This is a genomic window from Labrenzia sp. R5_0, assembly GCF_017743835.1.
GTDB classification, from domain to species: Bacteria; Pseudomonadota; Alphaproteobacteria; order Rhizobiales; family Stappiaceae; genus Roseibium; species Roseibium algicola.
In genome coordinates this window covers 199,399-222,339 of record NZ_JAGHRK010000002.1, presented here as the reverse complement: position 1 = coordinate 222,339, position 22,941 = coordinate 199,399, and the positions used below count along the sequence as shown (strand labels likewise).

General features: G+C 60.2%; 21 protein-coding genes. 18 read left to right on the top strand and 3 right to left on the bottom strand.

The features are described from left to right. Positions 1–26 precede the first annotated feature (26 nt). The 11 genes from J7447_RS09855 to J7447_RS09805 all read left to right on the top strand — a co-directional run bounded on the left by J7447_RS09855 (position 27) and on the right by J7447_RS09805 (position 13,816). Positions 27–2,444 (top strand): mechanosensitive ion channel domain-containing protein, encoded by a 2,418-nt coding sequence (locus J7447_RS09855; protein ID WP_209169508.1) that lies wholly within the window; start codon positions 27–29, stop codon positions 2,442–2,444. Positions 2,445–2,540: 96 nt separating this feature from the next. Beyond that, complete coding sequence (locus J7447_RS09850) at positions 2,541–3,107, top strand: hypothetical protein (protein WP_206907511.1); 567 nt, start codon at positions 2,541–2,543, stop codon at positions 3,105–3,107. Positions 3,108–3,288: 181 nt separating this feature from the next. Then, positions 3,289–4,164, top strand: a complete 876-nt coding sequence (locus tag J7447_RS09845; RefSeq protein ID WP_209169507.1) for a hypothetical protein — start codon at positions 3,289–3,291, stop codon at positions 4,162–4,164. Between the two features lie 466 nt (positions 4,165–4,630). Continuing rightward, complete coding sequence (locus J7447_RS09840) at positions 4,631–5,404, top strand: amino acid ABC transporter substrate-binding protein (RefSeq protein ID WP_152506223.1); 774 nt, start codon at positions 4,631–4,633, stop codon at positions 5,402–5,404. 99 nt (positions 5,405–5,503) lie between these two features. Continuing rightward, a complete protein-coding gene (locus J7447_RS09835) occupies positions 5,504–6,184 on the top strand; it encodes an amino acid ABC transporter permease (protein ID WP_209169506.1) in 681 nt (226 codons plus the stop codon). Next, on the top strand, positions 6,181–6,936 hold the full coding sequence (locus J7447_RS09830; RefSeq protein ID WP_209169505.1) for an amino acid ABC transporter ATP-binding protein: 756 nt from the start codon (positions 6,181–6,183) through the stop codon (positions 6,934–6,936). The genes J7447_RS09835 and J7447_RS09830 overlap by 4 nt, the downstream gene beginning before the upstream one ends. Before the next feature lie 312 nt (positions 6,937–7,248). Further along, positions 7,249–8,259, top strand: a complete 1,011-nt coding sequence (locus tag J7447_RS09825) for a metalloregulator ArsR/SmtB family transcription factor (protein ID WP_031269253.1) — start codon at positions 7,249–7,251, stop codon at positions 8,257–8,259. A 1-nt stretch (position 8,260) separates the two neighbouring features. After that, a complete protein-coding gene (metF, locus tag J7447_RS09820) occupies positions 8,261–9,175 on the top strand; it encodes a methylenetetrahydrofolate reductase [NAD(P)H] (RefSeq protein ID WP_023000909.1) in 915 nt (304 codons plus the stop codon). 184 nt (positions 9,176–9,359) lie between these two features. Next, positions 9,360–9,644: a hypothetical protein gene (locus J7447_RS09815; protein WP_077292563.1), complete on the top strand. Its 285-nt coding sequence runs from the start codon at positions 9,360–9,362 to the stop codon at positions 9,642–9,644. Positions 9,645–9,721: 77 nt separating this feature from the next. Next, a complete protein-coding gene (metH, locus tag J7447_RS09810) occupies positions 9,722–13,450 on the top strand; it encodes a methionine synthase (protein ID WP_209169504.1) in 3,729 nt (1,242 codons plus the stop codon). Between the two features lie 222 nt (positions 13,451–13,672). Continuing rightward, positions 13,673–13,816, top strand: a complete 144-nt coding sequence (locus J7447_RS09805) for a hypothetical protein (RefSeq protein ID WP_156912470.1) — start codon at positions 13,673–13,675, stop codon at positions 13,814–13,816. Between the two features lie 152 nt (positions 13,817–13,968). Here J7447_RS09805 and J7447_RS09800 read toward each other — a convergent pair whose 3' ends face one another. Next, complete coding sequence (locus J7447_RS09800) at positions 13,969–14,658, bottom strand: winged helix-turn-helix domain-containing protein (protein WP_062488401.1); 690 nt, start codon at positions 14,656–14,658, stop codon at positions 13,969–13,971. 93 nt (positions 14,659–14,751) lie between these two features. Here J7447_RS09800 and J7447_RS09795 point away from each other — a divergent pair, with 93 nt between their 5' ends. From J7447_RS09795 to J7447_RS09775, 5 genes are all read left to right on the top strand, one after another. Continuing rightward, complete coding sequence (locus J7447_RS09795) at positions 14,752–15,084, top strand: NIPSNAP family protein (RefSeq protein WP_055656646.1); 333 nt, start codon at positions 14,752–14,754, stop codon at positions 15,082–15,084. Then, positions 15,081–15,425: an antibiotic biosynthesis monooxygenase gene (locus J7447_RS09790; RefSeq protein ID WP_209169503.1), complete on the top strand. Its 345-nt coding sequence runs from the start codon at positions 15,081–15,083 to the stop codon at positions 15,423–15,425. The genes J7447_RS09795 and J7447_RS09790 overlap by 4 nt, the downstream gene beginning before the upstream one ends. Positions 15,426–15,435: 10 nt before the next feature. Beyond that, entirely contained in the window at positions 15,436–16,356 is a 921-nt protein-coding gene (locus J7447_RS09785; protein WP_209169502.1) for an EamA family transporter, read from the top strand. 75 nt (positions 16,357–16,431) lie between these two features. Further along, the gene (locus J7447_RS09780) at positions 16,432–16,854 is read left to right on the top strand and encodes a cupin domain-containing protein (RefSeq protein WP_023000917.1); all 423 of its coding nucleotides are present in this window, start codon (positions 16,432–16,434) and stop codon (positions 16,852–16,854) included. 136 nt (positions 16,855–16,990) lie between these two features. Beyond that, on the top strand, positions 16,991–18,133 hold the full coding sequence (locus tag J7447_RS09775) for an NAD(P)/FAD-dependent oxidoreductase (RefSeq protein ID WP_209169501.1): 1,143 nt from the start codon (positions 16,991–16,993) through the stop codon (positions 18,131–18,133). Between the two features lie 6 nt (positions 18,134–18,139). Here J7447_RS09775 and J7447_RS09770 read toward each other — a convergent pair whose 3' ends face one another. Then, positions 18,140–19,585, bottom strand: a complete 1,446-nt coding sequence (locus J7447_RS09770; RefSeq protein ID WP_209169500.1) for an ATP-binding protein — start codon at positions 19,583–19,585, stop codon at positions 18,140–18,142. Continuing rightward, positions 19,582–20,310 carry a response regulator gene (locus J7447_RS09765; RefSeq protein WP_023000920.1) on the bottom strand — a complete coding sequence of 243 codons (729 nt, stop codon included), beginning with the start codon at positions 20,308–20,310 and terminating at the stop codon, positions 19,582–19,584. Before J7447_RS09765 ends, J7447_RS09770 begins: the two co-directional genes overlap by 4 nt. 235 nt (positions 20,311–20,545) lie before the next feature. Between J7447_RS09765 and J7447_RS09760 the strand changes: the two genes are divergently transcribed. Both J7447_RS09760 and J7447_RS09755 read left to right on the top strand, forming a co-directional pair. After that, a complete protein-coding gene (locus J7447_RS09760) occupies positions 20,546–21,700 on the top strand; it encodes a hypothetical protein (protein ID WP_209169499.1) in 1,155 nt (384 codons plus the stop codon). 195 nt (positions 21,701–21,895) lie between these two features. Further along, positions 21,896–22,894, top strand: a complete 999-nt coding sequence (locus tag J7447_RS09755; protein WP_209169498.1) for a hypothetical protein — start codon at positions 21,896–21,898, stop codon at positions 22,892–22,894. Positions 22,895–22,941: the final 47 nt, after the last annotated feature.

Sequence of the window (22,941 nt, the reverse complement as noted above, 5' to 3'; positions counted from 1 at the left end):
TTTTCGCGACTCGTCCTGGGGCTGACATGCGCTTTTCACATCCAACCTATCGCCGATCCTGTCTTGCCGATGGCGGCCGCAAGAGGCCAGGCAAGGCGTTCCTTCTTCTGTCAGGTCTGCTTGCACTCTTTCTGTGTCTGGGTGGTTTGCCCTCAGGGGTGCAGGCACAGGGAATACCCGGGCTGTTTTCCGGAAAGGGCTCTACCGAGACCGGTACCGGTACCGGGGCTCCGGCCGCTGAAACAACGGCAGATGGAAATGCGCAGACGGAAGCGGCTGGCTCTGCAGTGGCGCCGGCCGACGGCGCCGGTGAAGGCGCAAACCTTCTTCAGACCGTTGACGAGTTCACCGAAGATGCCGTCGAGGCCCGGGATGTTCTCAAATCCATCGTTCAGAAAATTCCCGAGATCCAGGATGTGATGGTGGAGACCCTGCGCGCCCAGGGGGGCGAACGGGGTCTCAACTGGATGTCGTCGACGCTGGTGGACATTCTGATAGCCGTTGTTCTCGGCCTTGTGGCCTCTTCCCTGGTGAACCGGTGGGGCCGGCGGCAATTCGCGTCCTGGTACCAGCCGGACGCGACGACACGGGCTGACAAGATTATCTATCTTTATGCCCGGGCGATCCTGATGTTCGTCGGTGTCGGGCTCTTCTTTGCCGTAGCGGCCGGGGTATTTCTTCTGGTCGGAACGGGCATTGATGCATCCAACAAGACCGCACTTGTGGTTGTCGGCACCATGGCGGTTTTTCTGGCGCTCCGTGTTGTCTGGCTGAATGTGCTGGCACCCGACGCGGAGAGCCACCGGTTGCTGGCGCTTTCCAATCAGGAAGCGACCGGGCTCTACAGGACGCTGCTGGTCGGCTCCGCCATTTCCCTTGCGGCGGTTGCCTTCTGCCTCTGGATGGAGCGACTGGGTCTGTCGCCTGACATTCACAAGCTGGCATTGATTGCAGCCTCCGCGCTGTCGATGGTCATCCTGTCCGGCATCGCGATTGTCTATCGCAGGGTAATCGCGCGATTGATCCGGGGAAAGAAGGGGGCTGAAGCGCCGATCTGGCGAAGGGTTCTGGCCAGCGGCTGGCACTTTGTTGCCGTTGCCTATTTCTTCCTGGCCTGGGGGATTTCGGCAGTGCGTATCCTGCTCGACCTGCCGGACGCGATCGGTCTGGTCGGTGCGCCGCTGGAAGTGCTGCTGATGGCTGCGGTTGCCTATGGGCTGCTGATCCTGCTCATCGACCGGGTTCTGTTGCCGCGGCTGGACACGGCCGCCGCACAGGAGAAGATTGCCGAGGACATCAAACGTGCCGAAGCAGGCGAGGGCGGTGAAGAGGATGTTGCCAGCACATTGGCCCAGGCGCGCGCGGAAGCTGCCGAGCGGGAAGCGCGGCGCTCACCCTTCCGGGACCTGTTCGACCGGGGCGCCACTATTCTGGTCGTGTTCACCTCACTGGACATGCTGGCTTCCAAATGGGGACTGCCGCTTGCCGGTAGCGGCTCGCTGATCGGTTCCTTCGTCGAGGTGCTTCTGGTCATGTTCCTTGGCTACATGGCCTATGAAGCCGTGAAAATCGTCATTGACCGGGAAATTGCCAAGGAAGCGCCTGCCGAGAAAGACGAAGAGGCGGAAGTCGGCGGAACCGGTGAGAGCCGGATTTCCACCTTGCTGCCGATCTTCCGCAATTTCCTGCTCATCACGATCGTGGTGATCGCCACGATGGTGATCCTGTCGCAGCTGGGCGTAAATATCGCGCCATTGTTCGCCGGTGCCGGTGTCGTTGGTCTGGCAGTTGGATTCGGGGCTCAAACCCTTATCCGGGATATCTTCTCCGGAGCTTTCTATCTGATCGACGATGCGTTCCGGAAAGGGGAATACATCGATATCGGCAGCGCCAAGGGCGTTGTCGAAAAGATCTCGATCCGGTCGATGCAGCTGCGGCACCACCGCGGTGCGCTTACGACGGTTCCCTTTGGCGAAATTCAGAAAGTGGAGAATTTCTCACGAGACTGGGCGGTGATGAAACTTGCGTTCCGCGTTACCTACGACACCGACGTGGAAAAGATGCGCAAGATCATCAAGAACTTCGGCAAGGAGCTGCTGGAGGACGAGTATTTCGGGCCCATGTTCCTGGCGCCGCTGAAGTCTCAGGGAATCATGTCGATGGAAGACAGTGCCATGATCGCGCGCGTCAAGTTCACCACCAAGCCTGGCAAGCAGTTCGAGCTTCGCAAGGTCGTTTATGCGGGGCTTCGCGACCTCTTCGAAAAGAATGGCATCAGGTTCGCACATCGCCAGGTGACCGTGCGTGTTGCCGGGTCTGACGGCGATGAGGAGGTCGTGACACCCGGCGCCAGGGAAGCTGCTGCGGCTGGTGCTGCCGCGGCTGGAATGCTGGGTGAGGGCATTGGTGACGAGACCGGCGGCAGCGCCGAGGACCAGCTCTAGCACCCGCTGTGTCGCAGCGCCGGATCCTGGACTTGCGGCGAGACCGCCATAATGGTGTGCTTCACTTCTCGGATCGCAAATGTGAAGGGGGAGACTATGCTGAAACCAATGTTTCTGGGAACTGCGCTTGCGGTTGCCCTGTCATGCCAGGCCATTGCGGGACCTTTGCAGGACAAGGCGGCTGAAGCGGAGGCTGCGCTTGATGCCGGCAAGGGCGGGGAAGCCATCTCTTTGATGCGCGAGGCCCTTTTCGACGTTTGGTCGAAAGCCACCATTTCCATTCCAACCGCCTTGTTCGTGATGGCCCCTGCCGACGGCTTCGGCATCTATAAACCCAGGGAAGATGCAGCTTTCGGAGCGGACGAGCCGCTGCGCATCTATCTGGAGCCGGTTGGCTTCGACTGGAAACAGCAGGATGGCCTGTTCACATCCCTTCTGACCGTCGACTTCGACCTCGCGTCGCCCGATGGCAAGGTGCTGGCTGGGCAAAAGGGCTTCGGCCGGTTCGACTTCAAGAGCCACGTGCCCAATACCGAATACATGGCCAACCTGACCCTGAATGTCAGCGGGGCTCCGGCGGGCGACTATGTACTGGAACTCACCGTCAACGATGAATTCAGCGGCAATTCCGCGAAAGTCCGGATGCCCTTTTCGATCAAGTAGGTGCATCGGCAACAGGGTGAGGGGCGGTCTATTCGCTTTTGTGCGCCAGGTCCGTGGACCTCTTGACTGAAATCCGATATCGGTCCCGGCAGGCACCAGGAAGAGGCTTGCCATGACTTGAGCTGCCCCCCGGCAGCCGGGATGCGCCACCCTTCGCTGATCGAGGAAACCGGGCCCAGGCATGAAGCTCTACGACTGTTTTGTCTTCCATAACGAATTCGACCTTCTGGAAATCCGTCTTCGGGAGATGGGGAACCATGTCGACAAGTTTGTCCTGGTGGAAGCGAACCAGACGCAACGCGGTGGTCCCAAGTCGTTCTACTTTGCGGAAAATCGCGAACGGTTTGCGCCCTGGGCCGACAAGATCATCGATCTTCAGGTCGAGTTTCCCGATGAATTGCCTCCGGCGCTCGGCGTCTACAAGAACCGCCGGAAGGCGGACTGGGAACGCGAGAACTATCAGCGCAATTGCATTGCACGGGGACTGGAAGCCTGTACGCCGGACGACGTCATCCTTCTGTCGGATGTCGACGAGATCGTGCGGGCGGAAGTTCTGAAGAAGGTGCTGGACGAGAAACTCTACAAGGGGCGGCTGCTGGTGTTCGAACAGAGCCTGCATAAACACCATCTGGACCGGATCGTTCCCGGCAAGACCTGGCTGCTGGGGTCCCGGATGATTGAAAAGAAGTACCTGACCACGCCGCAGCAACTGCGCCGGACAAAGGCCCGGATGACGAAAAAGTCCTACGTGCCGGGTTTTGTCGCCCAACCGCTTCTCAGGATCCGCAACAACAACCTGTCGGGCATCAGCCGCCCGGTGAAAATCCTGCCCGATGCAGGCTGGCATTTTTCCTCCATGGGCGGCGTGGAAGCCTTCCGGACCAAACTGGCATCTGTCGTCCATGGCCAGACGGTCGATACCAGCGATATCGAAAGGCTCTACGCGAAAGAGCTGGTCGGCACCGAGATCATCCCGCGCGAAGGTCTGCCGGGCTGTGTGCGCGAGGGGCGCTTCGATCACATGCTGGATCAAGGTGCTGTGCCTGCGGAAAGCTGACGAGTTCCGCCGAATTCGGTCATTGGTAATCGGAAACCTGATCCGTTCGGGAGGGCACGCTCGATGATCGCAGCCATGTGACTAATCCGATCGAGCTTCTACACGATGCGGGCTGGATGCTTCCTCGCCCAAGCAGAAGGTATCGTCTTCTTCTGGGCAATATTCACATGTAGCCGATTTGGAGCCTGACCTGGAGAAGGTATCCATGAACCTTCCGCCGCTTTAGCGACTGACTGCACCGATAGGAGCGGTCACGGGACCAGTTTCAGCGGCGGACAGTTGCCGCCAGGACACTTCCAGAGAGGGCGGTCGAGGCTGCGGCCGGTGTTGTGTCGTGTGCTGCCGATCCGCGATATGAGAGCAAAATATTCTCCCTCTTTCTGCATTTTTGCTCTTTCTTCTCCTGCAATCGCTTCCACATTCCGGCACTAAGGCCACTCACTCATCATGCCGGAAAGGAATTGATATGAGCTGGTTCAAAGCGATTGCCGCGGCCGCAGTGCTGCAGGTACTTACCCTTTCTCCCTCGCAGGCGGGTGACAACCTCGATGCGATCAAATCGGCAGGTGTCCTGAAGATCGGCACCGAAGGCACCTACGCGCCTTTCACCTTCCACGACGGGGAAGGCAAGCTGGTCGGTTTCGATGTCGAAATCGGCGAGGCCGTTGCCGAAAAACTTGGCGTCAAGGCCGAGTTCATCGAAGGCAAATGGGACGGACTGATCGCCGGCCTTGACGTCAAGCGCTACGACGTGGTCATCAATCAGGTCGGCATCACCGACGCCCGCAAGCAGAAATACGATTTTTCCGACCCCTACATTGCCTCCAAGGCAGTGCTGATCGTTCGCGACAGCAATGACGACATTAATGGCTTTGAAGACCTCGCCGGCAAAAAGGCGGCTCAGTCCTTGACCAGCAATTTCGGCAAGCTGGCGGAAGATGCTGGTGCGGAACTGGTCGGCACCGACGGGTTCGACCAATCCATCCAGCTGGTGCTGACACGCCGCGCCGATGCGACCATCAACGACAGCCTGTCCTATCTGGACTTCAAGAAGCAGAAACCGGATGCGCCGGTGAAGGTTGTCGCCGAGAAGGCAAATGCCGACTATTCCGGCATTCTGGTGCGCAAGGGTGATCCGGAACTTGTTGCCGCCCTGAATTCGGCGCTGGCCGACATCAAGGCGGATGGTACCTACCAGGCAATTTCCGACAAGTACTTTGGTCAGGACGTGTCCAACTGACATGATGAAGGCCGGTCCATGCAGATCTAGACCGGCCCTTCTCACCTAAACGAAAAGCGCCGGGCGTTCGCGCCGGGCGCGTTTTTTTGGAGCTTTATCGTGCCTCACTGGCTTCAGTTGATGATCGATTCCCTGCCGACGCTTCTGTGGGCGGGGGTCAAGTTCACCATTCCGCTCACGCTGTTGTCCTTCGCACTGGGGCTCAGTCTTGGTCTGACCACGGCTGTCACACGTCTGTTCGCGCCGCTGCCGCTGGTGCTGGTCGCGCGCTTTTATGTCTGGGTCTTCCGGGGAACGCCGCTGCTGGTACAGCTCTTCGTGATCTTTTACGGCCTGCCCAGTATCGGTATCTTGCTGGATGCGTTTCCAGCCGCCCTGATCGGCTTTACGCTCAATGTCGGTGCCTATTCGTCGGAGATCATCCGGGCTGCCATTTCCTCCGTGCCGAAGGGACAGTGGGAAGCCGCGTTTTCCACCGGGATGACATGGCGCCAGGCGATGATGCGCACGATCCTGCCGCAAGCCGGGCGCGTTGCGGTGCCGCCGCTGTCGAATACTTTCATTTCGCTGGTCAAGGATACGTCTCTGGCCGCTGCCATCACGGTGCCGGAGTTGTTCCAGTCGGCGCAGCGCATCGTTGCCACCACATATGAGCCACTGGTCCTCTATATAGAGGCTGCCCTGATCTATCTTGCCATGAGTTCCGTGCTTGCCTGGCTGCAGGAGCGGCTGGAAGTCCGGTTTGCGCGATATGGCGGCATGCTGGAGACCTCAAGATGATCGAGCTTTCCAATATCAAGAAAAAGTTCGGTGACGCGCTTATCCTCGACGATATCTCGCTGCGTTTTCCCGAAGGCAGCGTAACGGCGCTTGTCGGCCCGTCGGGCGGCGGCAAGAGCACTTTGCTGCGCTGTATCAATCTGCTGGAGATACCGACCTCCGGCAGCGTTCAGGTCGGTGAACACAAGATCACGTTCAAGCCGGGCGTATCAGTGCCGCAGGCAGCGGTGCAGAAGATCCGCTGCGAGACGGGCATGGTGTTCCAGAACTTTCAGCTCTTTCCGCACAGGACAGTGATCGAGAATGTGATGGAAGGCCTGCTGGTGGTTCAGAAATGGCCCCGTGAAAAGGCCCGGCAGCGGGCATTGGATCTGCTCGACAAGGTCGGCATGTCGCACAAGACCGACGCCTGGCCGGCCAATCTTTCCGGCGGTCAGCAGCAGCGTGTTGCGATTGCCCGTGCTCTTGCACCTTCGCCCAAGGTGCTTCTATGCGACGAGCCGACTTCCGCGCTCGATCCGGAACTGGCCGGTGAAGTGGTCGATGTCCTCGGTCAGCTTGCCCGGGAAGGGACCACCATGGTGATGGCGACACACGACCTGCGACTGGCATCGCAGATCGCAAATCATGTCGTCTTTCTGGAGGCCGGGCAGGTGGTGGAAACCGGAGACGCGGACGCGATCTTCCGTCATCCCGAGCGCGAGCGCACCCGCCGGTTTGTTTCCTCCATCAACGCCGCACAGACGCTCTAGGTCAGCGCTCCCGCATAGCTCAGATGCGGGAGGTGGTGCAATTCGGCGTGTCACGCGAGGGCTGGGCTAGTGCCCTTGCCCGAACTCAAGACCGCGTAAGGCAGCTCACCTGACCTGAAGTGGCTCGTTCCATTTGTGCTGATGGCCTCGCTTAGTGGATGCGAGGTGGTGCGCAGGTCGGCTCTCGTTTTTCTCCTGCGGGCGTAATTTCGACGAATACGGACCAATCAGTGTCGTATTTGTTTTGATCTCTTGCATGGCGCTTCGATTTCATATAAAGATATCTTTATATCGACATTGATGGCGAAGCGCATGACCGAAGAACAGACCCTGTCCGTTGACGATACCCTGGCCGCCCTGAGGGCTGTCGGCGAGGCGACGCGCCTGAGGCTGATTGCGCTTCTGGCGGAAAGCGAGCTGACGGTGAAGGATGCCACGGCGATCCTCGGACAGAGCCAGCCGCGCATCTCCCGTCATCTGAAGCTGCTTGCCGAAGCGGATCTCATTCAGCGGTTCCCGGAAGGGGCCTGGGTCTACTACCGGTTGGCGGATGGTCCTGAAGGCCAGCTTGCACGCGATCTTGTTGCCCGCATTTCCCTGGAAGACCCGGTGCTGGCGGCGGACCAGGAACGGTTCCGGGCGATCCGCAAGGCCAAGGCGGACGAGGCGGCTGCATATTTTGCAGCTCGCGCGCTCACCTGGGACCGGGAGCGTTCGCTGCATGTTTCCGAAGACGATGTCGAGAAGGCGATGCGCAAGGCACTGGGCGACAAGCCGTTCCAGTCGTTCCTCGACCTTGGCACCGGCACCGGCCGGTTGCTGGAAGTGTTTGCAGACCAGTATGCGACGGCACTCGGTGTCGATGCCTCGCATGACATGCTTGCCGTTGCCCGCGCGAACCTTGCCAAGGCCGGGCTTTCAAACGCCCAGGTGCGCCACGGCGATGTTTACGCACTGAATGTGCCGCCGCGGTCCTTCGATGTCGTGGCGATCCACCAGGTGCTGCACTTCCTTGAGGAACCGGCAAGGGCGCTCAACGAGGCTGCTCGTGCGCTGCGTCCCGGCGGTCGCCTGTTGATCATCGATTTTGCTCCGCATCAGCTGGAGTTCCTGCGCGAAAAACACGCGCATCGTCGCCTGGGCTTTGCCCATGACCAGATGGAGCGCTGGCTTGAAGCGCTCGAACTGGACCTGGAACAGGTCACCGATCTTGTTCCGGGAGACGGCAACGACACCAACCTTACCGTAACCCTTTGGCTTGCGCGTGACCGCCGAATTGTCACCGACCTGCCTGCCCGAGACACGTCCCGAGAGGTCGCCTAACATGACAACCTGTTCCAACCGCCGGTCTCACCAGGCCGCACCTTCGCCAATCACGGCTTCGTTCGAATTTTTCCCGCCGAAGTCCGACAAGATGGCGGAGACGCTGTGGCAGACGGTTCAGCGACTGGCGCCGCTCAGCCCGTCCTTTGTTTCCGTGACCTATGGTGCAGGCGGTTCAACCCGCGAGCGTACGCATCGCACTGTCGAGCGGATCCTGAAGGAAACCGACCTTGCACCCGCGGCACACCTGACCTGTGTCGGTGCGGCACGCAGCGAAATCGATGCGATCGTCAAGGACTACTGGGATCTGGGCGTGCGTCATCTGGTGGCGCTGCGCGGTGACCCGCTCGACGGCATCGGCTCGCGTTACGTGCCGCATCCGGAGGGCTATGCCTATGCGACCGACCTGGTTGAAGGCGTCAAGAAGATCGCCAATTTCGATATTTCCGTCTCCGGCTATCCGGAAAGGCATCCGGAAAGCGGCAATTGGCAGAAAGAGATCGACAATCTGAAGCGCAAGGTCGACGCCGGTGCGGACCGGATCATTACCCAGTACTTCTTCGACAATGACCTGTTCGATGATTACCTCGACCGGATTGCGGCCGCCGGCATCAATATTCCGGTGATCCCGGGCATTCTGCCGATCCACAATTTCGAACAGACGATGGTGTTCTCCGCCAAGTGCGGCACCTCCATTCCGCAGTGGCTGGCTCGGCGTTTTGCCGGCCTGACCAACGATCCGGAAACCCGGAAACTGGTTGGCGTTTCGGTTGCCTGCGAACAGGTGATGGACCTGGTCGACCGCGGCATCAACGACTTCCATTTCTACACCATGAACCGGGCCGACCTGACCTTTGCCATCTGCCACATGCTTGGCATGGGGCAGCCGGAAACCAAGGAAACCCTGGCGGCCTGAGGGAGGCGAGGCGGCCGGGCCGGGCGCAGAAACGAGCCAGTTGTTTTGGATTTAGAGCGGATGCCCCCTCTTGGCCCCTTACCCTTACCTGGGTGGGGCAGGGTTGGGGGTATCGGCGCAGCCGGGACACGCTGCTGTCTTTCAGGACAGGAACGGCCGGAAACCAAGCGGGAAGCGGAGCGAGATGATCAAGTTAAGCACTGCCGATGCCATTGAATCGACCGCCTATGCGGTGTTGCGCGAGAAGGGCTTCGAGCTTCATGTCGTCGACATGGGCGCGGACAACAATCGTCTGATCGTCGCCACCGACAAGGACCACGAGTTCCGCGGGCATTCGGCCCTCGAAATTCTCGGGCTTCTGGCCGTTTATGAGGCGCGCGGCGAAGACTGGCACCCGACCGAAGACGACGTTCACAGCCGCACCAAGTTCTGGGACGCCTCCTACAACGATACCGACCGGGACAGCTGACACGCTGTCCGGTTGCAAAGTTAAATCACGCCGGCTTCCGCCGGCCAAACCAACAGAAATTTCCGGAAGGAAACCCCGTGATCAAGTCAGACGCCTTCGAGCGCCTCCGTGACCTCGCCAAGACCCGTATTCTCGTCCTTGACGGTGCCATGGGCACGGAAATCCAGCTTCTGAAACTGGATGAAGCGGCCTACCGCGGTGACCGCTTCAAGGACTGGCCGAGCGACATCAAGGGCAACAACGATCTGCTGAGCCTGACCCAGCCGGACGCGATCCGGAAGATCCATGTCGATTACCTGGAAGCCGGTGCCGACATTGTCGAGACCAACACCTTTTCCTCCACGACGATCGCCCAGGCCGACTACGGCATGGAAGAGCTGGCCTATGAGCTGAACTTCGAAAGCGCGAAACTCGCGCGTGAAGCCTGCGACAAGGTCACGGCACAGGATCCGTCCCGGCCGCGTTTCGTCGCCGGCGCGCTTGGCCCGACCAACCGGACAGCGTCGATCTCCCCGGATGTGAACAATCCGGGCTACCGTGCTGTTTCCTTTGATGATCTGCGCATTGCCTATGCCGAAGCTACCCGCGGTCTCATTGCTGGTGGTGCCGATATCATCCTGGTGGAGACCATCTTCGACACGCTGAACGCCAAGGCGGCGCTGTTTGCCATTGACGAGGTCTTCGAAGAAACCGGCAAGATCCTGCCGGTGATGATTTCCGGTACGATCACCGATCTTTCGGGCCGGACACTTTCCGGACAGACACCGGAAGCCTTCTGGAACTCCGTCCGTCACACCAGCCCGCTGACCATCGGTCTCAACTGCGCACTTGGCGCCAAGGAAATGCGTGCGCATGTGGACGAGCTCGGCCGCGTCGCCGACACGCTTGTGTGCGCCTATCCGAACGCCGGCTTGCCGAACGAATTCGGTGAATATGACGAGAGCCCGGAACATATGGCCGGCCTGATCGAGGAATTTGCCTCGGCGGGTCTCGTCAACGTTGTCGGCGGCTGCTGTGGTACCACGCCTGCGCATATCAAGGCGATTGCGGACGCCGTTGCGGACAAGAAACCGCGCGAGATCCCGGACATCGACATTCACATGCGTCTGTCGGGCCTGGAGCCGTTCGTGGTGACGAAGGAGACCAACTTCGTCAACGTGGGCGAACGGACCAACGTCACCGGCTCGGCCAGGTTCCGCAAGCTGATCAAGGAAGGGGACTACCCAACCGCGCTCGAAGTTGCCCGTCAGCAGGTCGAAAACGGCGCGCAGATCATCGACATCAACATGGACGAAGGCCTGCTCGATTCCGAGGAAGCCATGGTCACCTTCCTGAACCTGGTGGCCGCCGAGCCGGACATCGCCAAGGTTCCGGTGATGATCGACAGTTCCAAGTGGACGGTCATCGAAGCGGGCCTCAAATGCATCCAGGGCAAGGGGGTCGTGAACTCCATCTCGATGAAGGAAGGCGAAGAGGAGTTCATCAAGCACGCGACGCTGGTGCGCCGTTACGGTGCTGCCGTTGTGGTGATGGCGTTTGATGAAAGCGGACAGGCCGACACCTTCGAGCGCAAGACAGAGATCTGCGCACGGTCCTACAAGATCCTGACCGAAAAGGTTGGCTTCCCGCCGGAAGACATCATTTTCGACCCGAACATCTTTGCCGTCGCGACAGGCATCGAGGAACACAACAACTACGGCGTCGACTTCATCGAGGCGACCGGCTGGATCCGCGAGAACCTGCCGCACGCCCATGTGTCAGGCGGCGTATCGAATCTGTCGTTCTCGTTCCGCGGCAACGAAGCCGTGCGCGAGGCGATGCATTCGGTGTTCCTCTATCATGCCATCAAGCGCGGCATGGATATGGGCATTGTGAATGCCGGTCAGCTTGCGGTCTATAATGATCTCGATCGCGAATTGCGCGAGCTTTGCGAGGACGTTGTCCTCAATCGGCGGCAGGACAGCACCGACCGGTTGCTGGAAGCGGCCGAGCGCTGGAAAGGCGAGGGCGGCAAGAAAAAGGAAGCCGATCTCACCTGGCGTACCTGGGGTGTTGCCAAGCGCCTGGAACACGCGCTCGTTCACGGCATTGCCGATTACGTGGAAGAAGACACCGAAGAAGCCCGCCAGGCCTTCGACCGGCCGCTGCACGTGATCGAAGGCCCGCTGATGGACGGTATGAATGTCGTCGGCGATCTCTTCGGATCCGGGCAGATGTTCCTGCCGCAGGTGGTCAAGTCTGCCCGCGTCATGAAGAAGGCGGTCGCCTATCTGATGCCGTTCATGGAAAAGGAAAAGGAAGAGCTTGGCCAGACAGGTCATTCTTCCGCCGGCAAGATCCTGATGGCGACGGTCAAGGGCGATGTGCATGACATCGGCAAGAACATTGTCGGCGTCGTGCTCCAGTGCAACAACTTCGAGGTGATCGATCTCGGCGTCATGGTGCCGGCAGCGAAGATCCTCGATACCGCGCGTCAGGAAAAGGTCGACATGATCGGGCTGTCCGGCCTGATCACCCCGTCGCTGGACGAAATGTGCCACGTTGCCGCCGAGCTGGAACGTGAAGGGCTTGACGTGCCGCTGCTGATCGGCGGGGCGACCACGTCCAAGATCCATACAGCGGTGAAGATCCACCCGAACTATGCCCGCGGCCAGGCAATCTATGTCACCGATGCGGGCCGGGCTGTCGGTGTTGCCTCCAAGCTGATGAGCGAGGGCGGCCGCGCGCCTTACTATGCCGATGTGCGTGCCGAATATGCCGATATTGCCGAAAAGCATGCAGCCGGCCGGGGCTCTCAGCAGCGCACGTCGCTGAAAGCCGCACGGGACAATGCCTTCAAGGCGGACTTCCAGGGCAAACAGCCGGTTGCGCCGAAAAAACCAGGCACCACTGTCTATGACGATTTTCCGCTGGAGGAACTGGTGCCGTTCATCGACTGGACGCCGTTCTTCTCCACCTGGGAGATCAAGGGCCGATATCCGGCGGTGCTGACCGACAATCGCTACGGCCCGGCGGCCAAGGCGCTTTTCAACGATGCCCGGCGGATGCTCGATGAAATCGTTGAAAAGAAGCTGCTGACGGCACGTGGTGTTGCAAGCCTGTGGCCGGCCAATGCGGTTGGTGACGATGTGCGTGTCTTCACCGATGAAAGCCGGAGCGAAACGCTGGCGACCTTCCACACGCTGCGCCAGCAGATGAGCCGGACTGCAGGTGGCCGCGCCAATATCGCCCTCAGCGATTTCGTTGCGCCCGAGGCCAGCGGCATTGCCGACTGGATTGGCGGATTTGCCGTTACCTCGGGTCATGGCGAGGACGAGCTGGCGGCGCGTTACGCCAGGGAGTCGGACGACTACAACAAGATCCTCTCCCAGGCCCTGGCAGACCGGCTGGCGGAAGCCTTTGCCGAGAAGCTGCACCAGATCGTACGCAAGGACATTTGGGGCTACGCCGCCGCCGAAGACCTGTCCATCGACGATATCATCTCGGAAAAATATCAGGGCATTCGTCCGGCACCGGGCTACCCGGCCCAGCCGGACCATACGGAAAAGGATACCCTGTTCCGGCTGCTCGATGCGGAACGCCTGACAGGCATTCAGCTGACAGAGAGCAGGGCCATGTTGCCGGGGTCGTCCGTTTCCGGGCTCTATTTCGGTCATGCCGACAGCCATTATTTCGGTGTCGGCAAGATCGAGAAGGACCAGGTGGAGGATTACGCCGCACGCAAAGGTTGGGATCTGGCCTACGCGGAACGCTGGCTGGCTCCGATTCTCAACTACGATCCGGCACGGATGGTCGCTGCCGAGTAGCGGCAGCACCACCAAAACCGACTGGAAACAGATGGCCTCCCGCGTGTCGCACGCGGGAGGCCATTTATTTTCTCCAATGAATTAAATGACGTAAGGAAAATAACACAAATTTTTGAGAATATGCACACTGTGCACTCTTGTAATGTGCACGCAGTGCGCTAACATATGCTCTATCAGGTGAGCGCCGATAAAGGTTCTGCGCACACCAAAGGAGAAAAAAACATGACTGTGCAAATCGCTAGAATTTTGCTGGTTCAGCATCGCCAGGATTACAACCGGGACCGCCTTGCGTGGTTGCCGGCGCGGCTTTATCGCTCCTGGCGTGAAGCCCTTCCGAAGGTTCAGGAGACCATCCGGTCTCTTTGAGCTGGGCCCACCCCGAAATTGGCCCCAAGAAACAAGAACAAGATCACTGGGCGCCTCGTTTGCCCCTGGCGTCTGCCCACTTCCTTACAAAGCCCGGCTTCGGCCGGGTTTTTTGTTATCTGTGGATGAGCAGAAAGGGACGGGGGTGTTGCTCAGGCCACCGGAAACAGTTTCTTCAGTTCCGCTTCACCTTTCGGCGAAATATGAACGATGCGTCCCGCCGGTTCGCGGCGCAGAAAGCCGCTTTCGGTGAAGCGCGTCAGAAGTGCGGCCCCCAGACCTCCCGCCAGATGATTGCGTCTTTCGCTCCAGTCCAGGCAGGCACGGCACATCGGGCGACGGCTTGCTGTGAGGGCACCCAGGTCAATGCCGATGCCTGAGACGAAACCTTCACCATCTGCGGTCAGGGCGAGGCCGCCCTTGTCCGTCGAGACGGCAAGGAACCCGCGCTTCTGCAGGCTGTCGAAAATACGCACCGCCATATCGCCGGCCAAATGGTCGTAGCACACACGGGCGGCCCGCATCTGCGGGTCTCTGGGGCCGGTGCGGGTGCGCAGGTGACCCTTGCGGGCGGCAAGGCCCATCACGGCTTCCAGCACGGCTCCAACTTCCGGGCCCGCGAGCGTGAAATAGCGATGTCGGCCCTGCTTGGCCTGGGTCAGCAAGCCGCCTTCCATCAGTTTCTTCAGGTGCGAACTGGCGGTCTGGCCGGTGATGCCGGCTTCGGTTGCCAGTTCCGTCGCCGTCAGGGCCTTGCCGCTTAACAGCGCGCTCAGAATGTTGGCGCGGGCCGGGTCACCCATCAAGGCGCCGATGCGGGCGATGTCCGGTCCATCCTTCATGGGATCTCCTCCATGGTTCGATCTGCGTCGAAGCATTGCAGACATGGACCGTGGCACACAAGCGCAATCGACACAGCCTTCAAGGAGACCTTGGTGATTACCTGTTTCATCCGCTATCACATCGACCCGACGAAGAAAGCCGCCTTTGAGCAATACGCGAGAAACTGGGGGCAGGCGATCCCGCGTTGCGGTGCGGATCTGATCGGCTATTTCGCACCCCACGAAGGCTCGACGACGCTGGCGTACGGTGTTTATTCCATCGAGAACCTTGCGGCATATGAAGCCTACCGGGCGCGGCTTGCCGCGGACCCATTGGGGCAGGAGAACTATGCTTTTGCCATGAAGGAAAAATTCATCTTGCGGGAAGACCGCACGTTTCTGAAACTGGCCTCTGCACCGCATGGCATGGGAGAGAAACTCAAATGATTGCCGTCATCTTCGAAGTGATCCCGCATGCGGACAAGAAACAGGCTTATCTCGACATGGCTGCCGAGATGAAGCCCCTGGTCGAACAGATCGACGGCTTCCTGTCCGTCGAGCGATTCCAGAGCCTCACCAATCCGGAGAAATTACTGTCGGTCTCCTTCTTTCGCGACGAAGCCGCGCTGAATGAATGGCGGCAGCTCACGCAGCATCGCAAGGCGCAGCGTGCCGGACGGAACAGCTATTTCAACGATTACCGTTTGCGGGTGGCGCAGGTGCTGCGCGACTATGGCATGGACGAGCGCGACGAGGCTCCCGCCGACAGCCGCGACGTGAACGGTTAAGCCAGCAGCCATGCAAAACAGATCCATCGAACTGGCGCTTTTGGGCGTGCTCGCTCTGCTGTGGGGCTCATCCTACATGTGGATCAGCCTGGCGCTGCCATCGTTTCCGCCTGCGACGCTGATTGCCATCCGTGTGTCTCTTGCTGCGCTGGCGCTGCTGGCCATCATGGCTGCAAGAGGCATTCCCATGCCGCTGGACAGGCAAAACTGGAAGCAGTTCTTCATCCAGTCCCTGGTCAACAGCACAGGACCCTGGCTGATGCTTGCGTGGGGCCAGCAATATGCCGGGACGGCCGTCTCCAGCGTTCTGAATTCAACCTCGCCGCTCTGGGTCTTCGCCTTTTCGTTCCTGCTGCTGAACCACGGCGAAAGGCCAGGTGCCCGGCAACTCACCGGCGCCTTGTTCGGCTTTGCCGGTATCGTGCTGATCGTCGGTGTCGGTGCGCTTGAGGATATCGGCAGGAACCTTGTGCCGCAGCTTGTCGTCCTGTTCGGGGCTGCGCTCTATGGCATCGCGGCCCTGCGCGGCCGTGTCTTTGCAGGCCTGCCGCCCATTGTGCCGGCTGCGGGAACGCTCATCTGCGCATCGGTTGTGCTGGTCCCGGCAAGCCTCATCGTCGACCGGCCCTGGCAGTTGACGCCGGATACGACCGGCATCGTTGCCGCGCTGACGCTCTCGCTCGCGTGCACCGCGCTGGCATTTCTGATCTATTTCCGTCTGCTGTCGACCCTTGGGGCAATGGGAACGGCCAGTCAGGCTTATCTGCGCTCAGGCGTAGGTGTCTTTCTCGGTGTCGTATTCCTGTCGGAGTCGCTGGATCTGGAGACCTTTGCCGGAATTTGCCTTGCCATTTTCGGTGTTGTTCTGATCAACTGGCCACGTGCGGTGAAGCGTCAAGACGTTTCGGCTCCAGTATCTGCCGCCAAGTAAGAGGGCATTCGGCCGGCAGGAAACTGGGCGGCCCGATCCGTGCGCATGGTGGCAGAGACTTGCGAGGAGGTGTCCATGAGTGTCCTGACCGTATTCGAGGCCGGTTCCAGGCCATCGCGACGTGCAAATCCGGATTATTTCACTGGAACGGTCTGGCAGGACCCGGTGATCGAGGCGCCCGCGCCAGCGCGCGTGCGCGCATTGCGGGTGACGTTCGAACCGGGGGCACGTACTCACTGGCATACCCATCCGCTCGGACAGACCCTTCAGATACTGGAAGGGGCAGGTTTTGTGCATCTGTGGGGGCAGGAGAAACTGTCGATACTGCCAGGTGATGTCATCTGGATCCCGCCTGGCGTCAAACATTGGCATGGTGCCGGACCGAACACCTCACTTGTCCATCTGGCCATACAGGAAGAACAGGACGGTGCGACGGCGGAGTGGCTCGAACCGGTCGATGAGGCCACTTACGCCGGTGGCCTTCAGGCAAGGCGTTGAGCACCCGGTGCCGAAGTTGCCCCGGCTCCTCTCGGCGAACGCCTTGCGTTCATCCGCGGCACGGGTGCCGGAGCATATTGTGCTTGCCGGCAGACTCTGGTCAAAAGGATGTTTCCATTCATGAAGTGATTGCCCGATGAACATTGCCATTGTCGGGGCCGGGATCGGAGGACTGGCCACAGCCATTCTTCTGGAGCGTCTGGGCCACCGGATTTCCCTGTTTGAACAATTCCGCAAACCGGTTCCCATCGGTTCGGGTTTGATGATCCAGCCTGTCGGGCTTGAAGTCCTGGAGCTGGCTGGTGTCGCGGATGTAGTGCTGAAGCACGCAACACCGATCAAGCGTGTGCTTGGCAGGTCGTCGCAAACCGGCAGACGGGTTCTTGACGTGGACTATGGCGCAGTGCCGGGGCTTGGTATCCACCGGGCCGCGCTGTTTTCCGCACTTTATGAAAAGGTGCTGACCCGTGCGCTTTACTGGCACACGGATTGCCGGATCACCGGTCACCAGGACGGGAAACTGCGTTTCGCCGATGGCAGCTTTTCCGAGGCCTTCGACCTGATCATCGATGCGTCGGGCGCAAATTCGGTTCTGTCGCCGCTGAAAGCGCGCGCACTGTCGTTCGGTGCGATCTGGGGAACTGTCGACTGGGTTTCCGGCGGTCTGCCCGAGGATCATCTTTCCCAGCGCTATCGCGGTGCAGACCACATGATTGGTGTGTTGCCTGTCGGCCTCATGCCGGGACAGGACCGGCGGAAGGCCGCGTTCTTCTGGTCACTTCGCCAGGACGCATATGAAGACTGGCTCAAGGGCGGGCTGGCAGCCTGGAAGGACACGGCGCTGTCGATCTGGCCCGATGCCGGACCCTTTCTGGAGCAGATCACGGATCCGGAGCAAATGACCATGGCGCGCTACAGCCACGGCACCTTGCGCCAGCCCTGGGGTGACAGGATTGCCTTTGTCGGCGATGCCGCCCACCGGGCGAGCCCGCAGCTCGGGCAGGGCGCGAACATGGCTCTGCTGGACGCTGCCGCCCTGGCAAAGTCTTTGGAGACCCTGCCGCTTGACCAGGCTCTCCCTGCCTACGGCAGGGCCAGACGTTGGCATGTGGGTGTCTATCAGGCGTTCAGCGCGATGTTCACGCCGGCCTATCAAAGTGACAGCCGGTTGCTGCCCTTTTTGCGCGACAATGTGCTGTTTCCTGTCAGCCGTATCCCGCCCGTTCCCTCGGTGCTGTCGCATCTGATCTCGGGAACGCTTGTGCCACGCGGTATTTGATCCAGTCTATTTGCCCGCCCCGAGCGGCAATCTGACGTCGGCCTGAAGACCGCCTTCCGGACGGTTCTTCAACTCGATCCGGCCGCCATGTGCATGGATGATCGAACGGGTGATCGCCAATCCCAGGCCGATGCCGCCCGTTTCTTCGCTGCGGGATTCTTCAAGCCTGACAAAGGGTTCGAAGACGTCCTTCAACTTTTCCTCAGGGATGCCGGGACCCTTGTCGGTGATGCGGATGATGGCTTCGCCGGCGGATCTGGCCGCGTGGACCGAGACGCCGTCTCCGTAGCGGATCCCGTTCTCTATCAGGTTCCTCAGGGCCCGTTTCAAGGCCACCGGACGGCACGGAAGCACGATGCGTTCTTCCGTTTCAACCGTGCATTTGTGGCCAAGGTCCTGCTGGTCGCCTGCAAGTGCCTCCAGGATCGCACCAAGATCGGCGTTTTCCGCTGTTTCCGCCTGGGCGTCGTCCCTGGCGAAACGCAGCGCGGCTTCCGTCATTGCGGCCATTTCTTCCAGGGTTTCGATCATCCTGTCGCGGTTTTCCTCGTCCTCGATGAACTCGGCCCGCAGGCGCAATGAAGTGATCGGGGTTCTGAGATCGTGACTGATGGCGGCCAGCATCCGTGTGCGGTCCCTGACAAACCGTGTCAGGCGGTCCTGCATGTCGTTGAAGGCGTTCGTCAGCGAGCGGACTTCGCTCGGCCCGCTGGGTGTCAGTGGCTTCTGTTGTTCGCCGCGGCCGAACTTCTCGGCAGCCACGGACAGTTCCTTCAAGGGCCGGGTCACGCGGCGGACGGCAAAACCGATAATGAGCACCATCAGCAGGGCGGTAATCGACAGCTGCACGACCAGGGGCAGAAAATCGCCGGCTGGCGGGCGATAGCTGGTGGCGACATTCAGCCAGCGCCCGTCACTCATCTGGATAGACAGCGACAGGTCTTCCGGCTTGTTCATGATCTTGCGCAGTTTCGAAGGGCGTTCGTGCCGTGGCTCGTCGCGCCACTTCGGATGATCATCGTCGTCTGCCTCGCGGCCACGCGGTCCACGTTTTTCGTCGGCAAGAATGTTGAGATGCACAGTCTGGCCGTGTTCCAGCCTTTCGGCCATGTAGCCCTGCAGGCGTTTTTCGAAACGCGAGTTGCCGGGCGCCGGTGCCAGCGGCTTGTCGCCAAGCCAGAACACTGCGAACCGGCTGCTGCTGGCCACAAGGATCCTGTCCTGCAGGTTTGCAGGTGTATCTTCCATCAGCTCCGCCAGGGAAACAGCGCGCGACAGAAGGTTGTCACGGGCCGCCGCCACGAGCGCGATACGCCGCTCGTCCTGGAAGATCCAGATGCTGAAGGCCTGTGCCGCGACGATGGCTGCGAGCAGCAGAATGATCAGCTGCGAGGCGAGGGTGCTCGGCCAGAGACGGGACAGGATCGGGCGAGGCGTCGGACGTGTCGTCATTCGGCCGTGTCTCTCACTTCCGCGGTGAACATGTAGCCGCCGCCCCAGACGGTCTTGATGAGTTTGGGGTCTTTCGGATCGATCTCGATCTTGCGGCGCAGACGGGAGACCTGGTTGTCGATGGACCTGTCGAAGACGGCGGGTGTCCGACCGGTTGTCAGGTCCATCAGCTGGTCGCGGTTCAGCACCATTTTCGGACGTTTGAGGAAGGCGCACAGCAACTGGAATTCACCGCTGGAAAGGGCCACCGAAGTCCCTTCCGGGTCCAGAAGCTCTCGACGCGAGACATTCAGCGACCAACCGTCGAAATGAAGCCTGTCGTGCTCGATCGGATCGCGTTCCTTCGGCACAAGCGATGTACGGCGCAGAACCGCGCGAATGCGCGCGAGCAGTTCGCGGGGGTTGAAGGGCTTAGTAACATAATCGTCGGCACCGATTTCCAGACCGATCACCCGGTCTGTGTCGTCTGCCATCGCGGTCAGCAGGATCACGGGCATGGAGCCGGTTTCCACCAGATGACGGCACAGGGACAGTCCGTCCTCGCCCGGCATCATGATATCCAGGACGACAAGATCGATGGACGCCGCCTTTAAAGTCTTGCGCGCCTGTGCGGCATTTTCCGCCACGGTTGCGCGCAGTCCGTTCTTGACGAGGTAGCGTGCAAGGGTTTCGCGGATGTCGCGGTGATCGTCCACCACCAGGATATGCGGGCTCGGATCGCTCAAGTGTCTCTCCAATCTGGCCTGCCGGGATTGGTCTCAAACCGGCCGGGCGCTGTGATCCTACTGTTTCTAAGGTAAAAATAGTCTCCGGAACGCGCTTGCGCGACCGGAACTTGTAACAAAGTGTGTCGCAGTGCCCATCCGGGACAGATGGCGACACTTCGGGCCCATTCGGACGGTATTCCTGCGACAATTGCTGCCTACCTTCAGCTCATCAACGAACCAAGGAGTTGTTGGAATGAAACCGTTCAAGAAGATTGCAATTGCCGCCCTGGCTGCGAGCGTCGCGGGTACCGCGCTGACGGCCGGCCTGTCCGCTTCCGCCCAGAACGCGACTGCAAACCAGGACGGGGGGCAACAAATTCAGCAGACCGACGGACAGCGTGTCGCGCTTATGGATGGGCGCGGTGGTCCGGGATACGGCTTCGGCCGGGGTCATGGCATGCGCGGTGGCAAGGAACGCGCCGAGCAGCTGTTCGAACGTTTCGATGTCAATGAAGACGGTGTCATCACCAAGGCTGAAATCGAGGAAGTCCGGACGCAGGAGTTCACGTCGGCCGATGCAGATGGCAACGGCGAGATCAGTCTGGAGGAATTCAAGGCCGAATTTCTCACCCGCTCCAATGACCGCATGGTCAGGGCATTTCAGTTCCTCGACCGTGACGGCGATGGCACTGTAACCCAGGAAGAAGCGGATTTTCTCGCCAACCGCATGTTCAACATGCTGGATCGTGACGGCAACGGAACCGTTGAACGTGTTCGCGGTCCGCGTGGCCCTATGGCCGACGATGACGACGATGATCGTGGCCCGCGTGGCGAAAGAGCAGAGCGTGGAGAGCGTGGAGAGCGCGGAGAGCGCGCCGAGCGCGGCGGCCGTGGTGAGCACGGCTGGCGCGGTGGTCCGCAAATGAGACAAGGCGGACACCACATGGGTCGTGGTGGTCACGGCGGCCCGGGAGGCATGTTCCTGGGCATGTTCGACACTGATGCGGACGGCAAGGTGAGCCGCGAGGAATTCGATGCAAGGCGCGGTGAATTGTTTGCTCTGGCCGACACCGACGGCAACGGCTCGTTCACGCTTCAGGATTTCGGTCCGCTGTGGCTTTCGATCAACGAGAACCGGGTGGTCGACATGTTCCAGCGTGCCGATGCCGACGGCAGCCTCGGGATTACCGCGGAAGAACAGAGCAAACACCAGGACCGCATGCTGGAGCGCGCCGACCGCAACAACGACGGCGTGATCACCAAGGCGGACTTCAAGGGTGGCCGGAAAGGCGGCCATGGTCCGGACAAGGGCCACGGCTGGAAGAAAGGTCACGGCCATGGTGATGGCGAAGGTCGTGGCCAAGGTCATGGCCAAGGTCAGGGATGGGGTAAACACCACCGCGGCTGATCTGGCGCAGAACACCTGAAAAACTCCGGCCGATCACACCGGCCGGAGCCGTTTCCCACCCCCGGCGGCCCCACCCCGCGCACGGGAAACGGATAAGGGAGCCGTCCCTCGCGGCTCCCTTTTTTTGTCGGTTCGGTTTTAGGGTAACTTCAAGAAATTTCGGCAATAGTCGTTCCGGTTTTCAAGGGGGACAGCATGGCCAAACCGACGTTGAATGAATTCGTGACTGCCAGAATAGCAGCGGGACATCTCAGTGAGGATGATGTCATCAACGTGCGCCGCTATGTTTACGGCGACATGGCTGTGTCCGTTGAAGAAGGCGAGGCTCTTTTTCGGCTGAACAATGCCGACATCACCTATCACGACACCTGGTACGAACTCTTTCCCGAAGCCATCCTCGATATCCTGGTGCATCAGGCAAAACCCGAGGGCTATGTATCCGAGGACAAGGCTGCCTGGCTGGTCACCCAGATCATGGCGGACGGTCATATCTGCGGTAAAACCGAGCTGGACGCCGTGCTGCATGTGCTGGAAAAAGCCCGCGAAGCGCCGGAAAGTCTCGAACAGTTTGCACTGCGGGCTGTGGCGGACAGCGTGATTTCGGGGAAAGGGCCGACGCGCTCGGGCCTGGACCTCAAGCCCGGCGTCATTGCCGAGGCTGAAGTGGAGCTGCTGCGCCGGGTGCTCTATGCCGGTGCCGGCAGTCGCGGCGTTGCCATTTCGAAGGCTGAGGCCGAGGTACTGTTCGATCTCAATGACGCGACAATAGAGGCGGAAAATGCTCCCGGCTGGTCGGAGCTCTTTGCCAAGGCGGTTGCCAATTACATGATGGCGATGTCCGGTTTCACGCCACCCTCCCGCAAGATTGCCCTCGAGCGTGAAAACTGGCTGGAACAGCCCGGCGGATTTGAAGGTGGGCTCGGCGGTTTTTTCAAGAAGATGTTCAGCGGTGGTGTCGGCGGTATTCGTGACGCCTATGGCGACACGCCTGACCCGTTCACCGCCCGCGGAAACGAGATGCTTGCGGAGATTGCCGCCAATGAGGTGGTGACGGAAGACGAAGCCACCTGGCTGGTGGAGCGCATTGGCCGCGACGGTATCCTGCATGAAAACGAGAAGGCCCTGCTGCGGTTCATCCGGGAAGAAAGCCCGAACATTCATCCCTCTCTCCGGCCATTGCTGGAGAAAGTTTGACCGGGTACCAGGCCGGCCAACGTTTTTTTGTTCCATCCCGGCTTCTT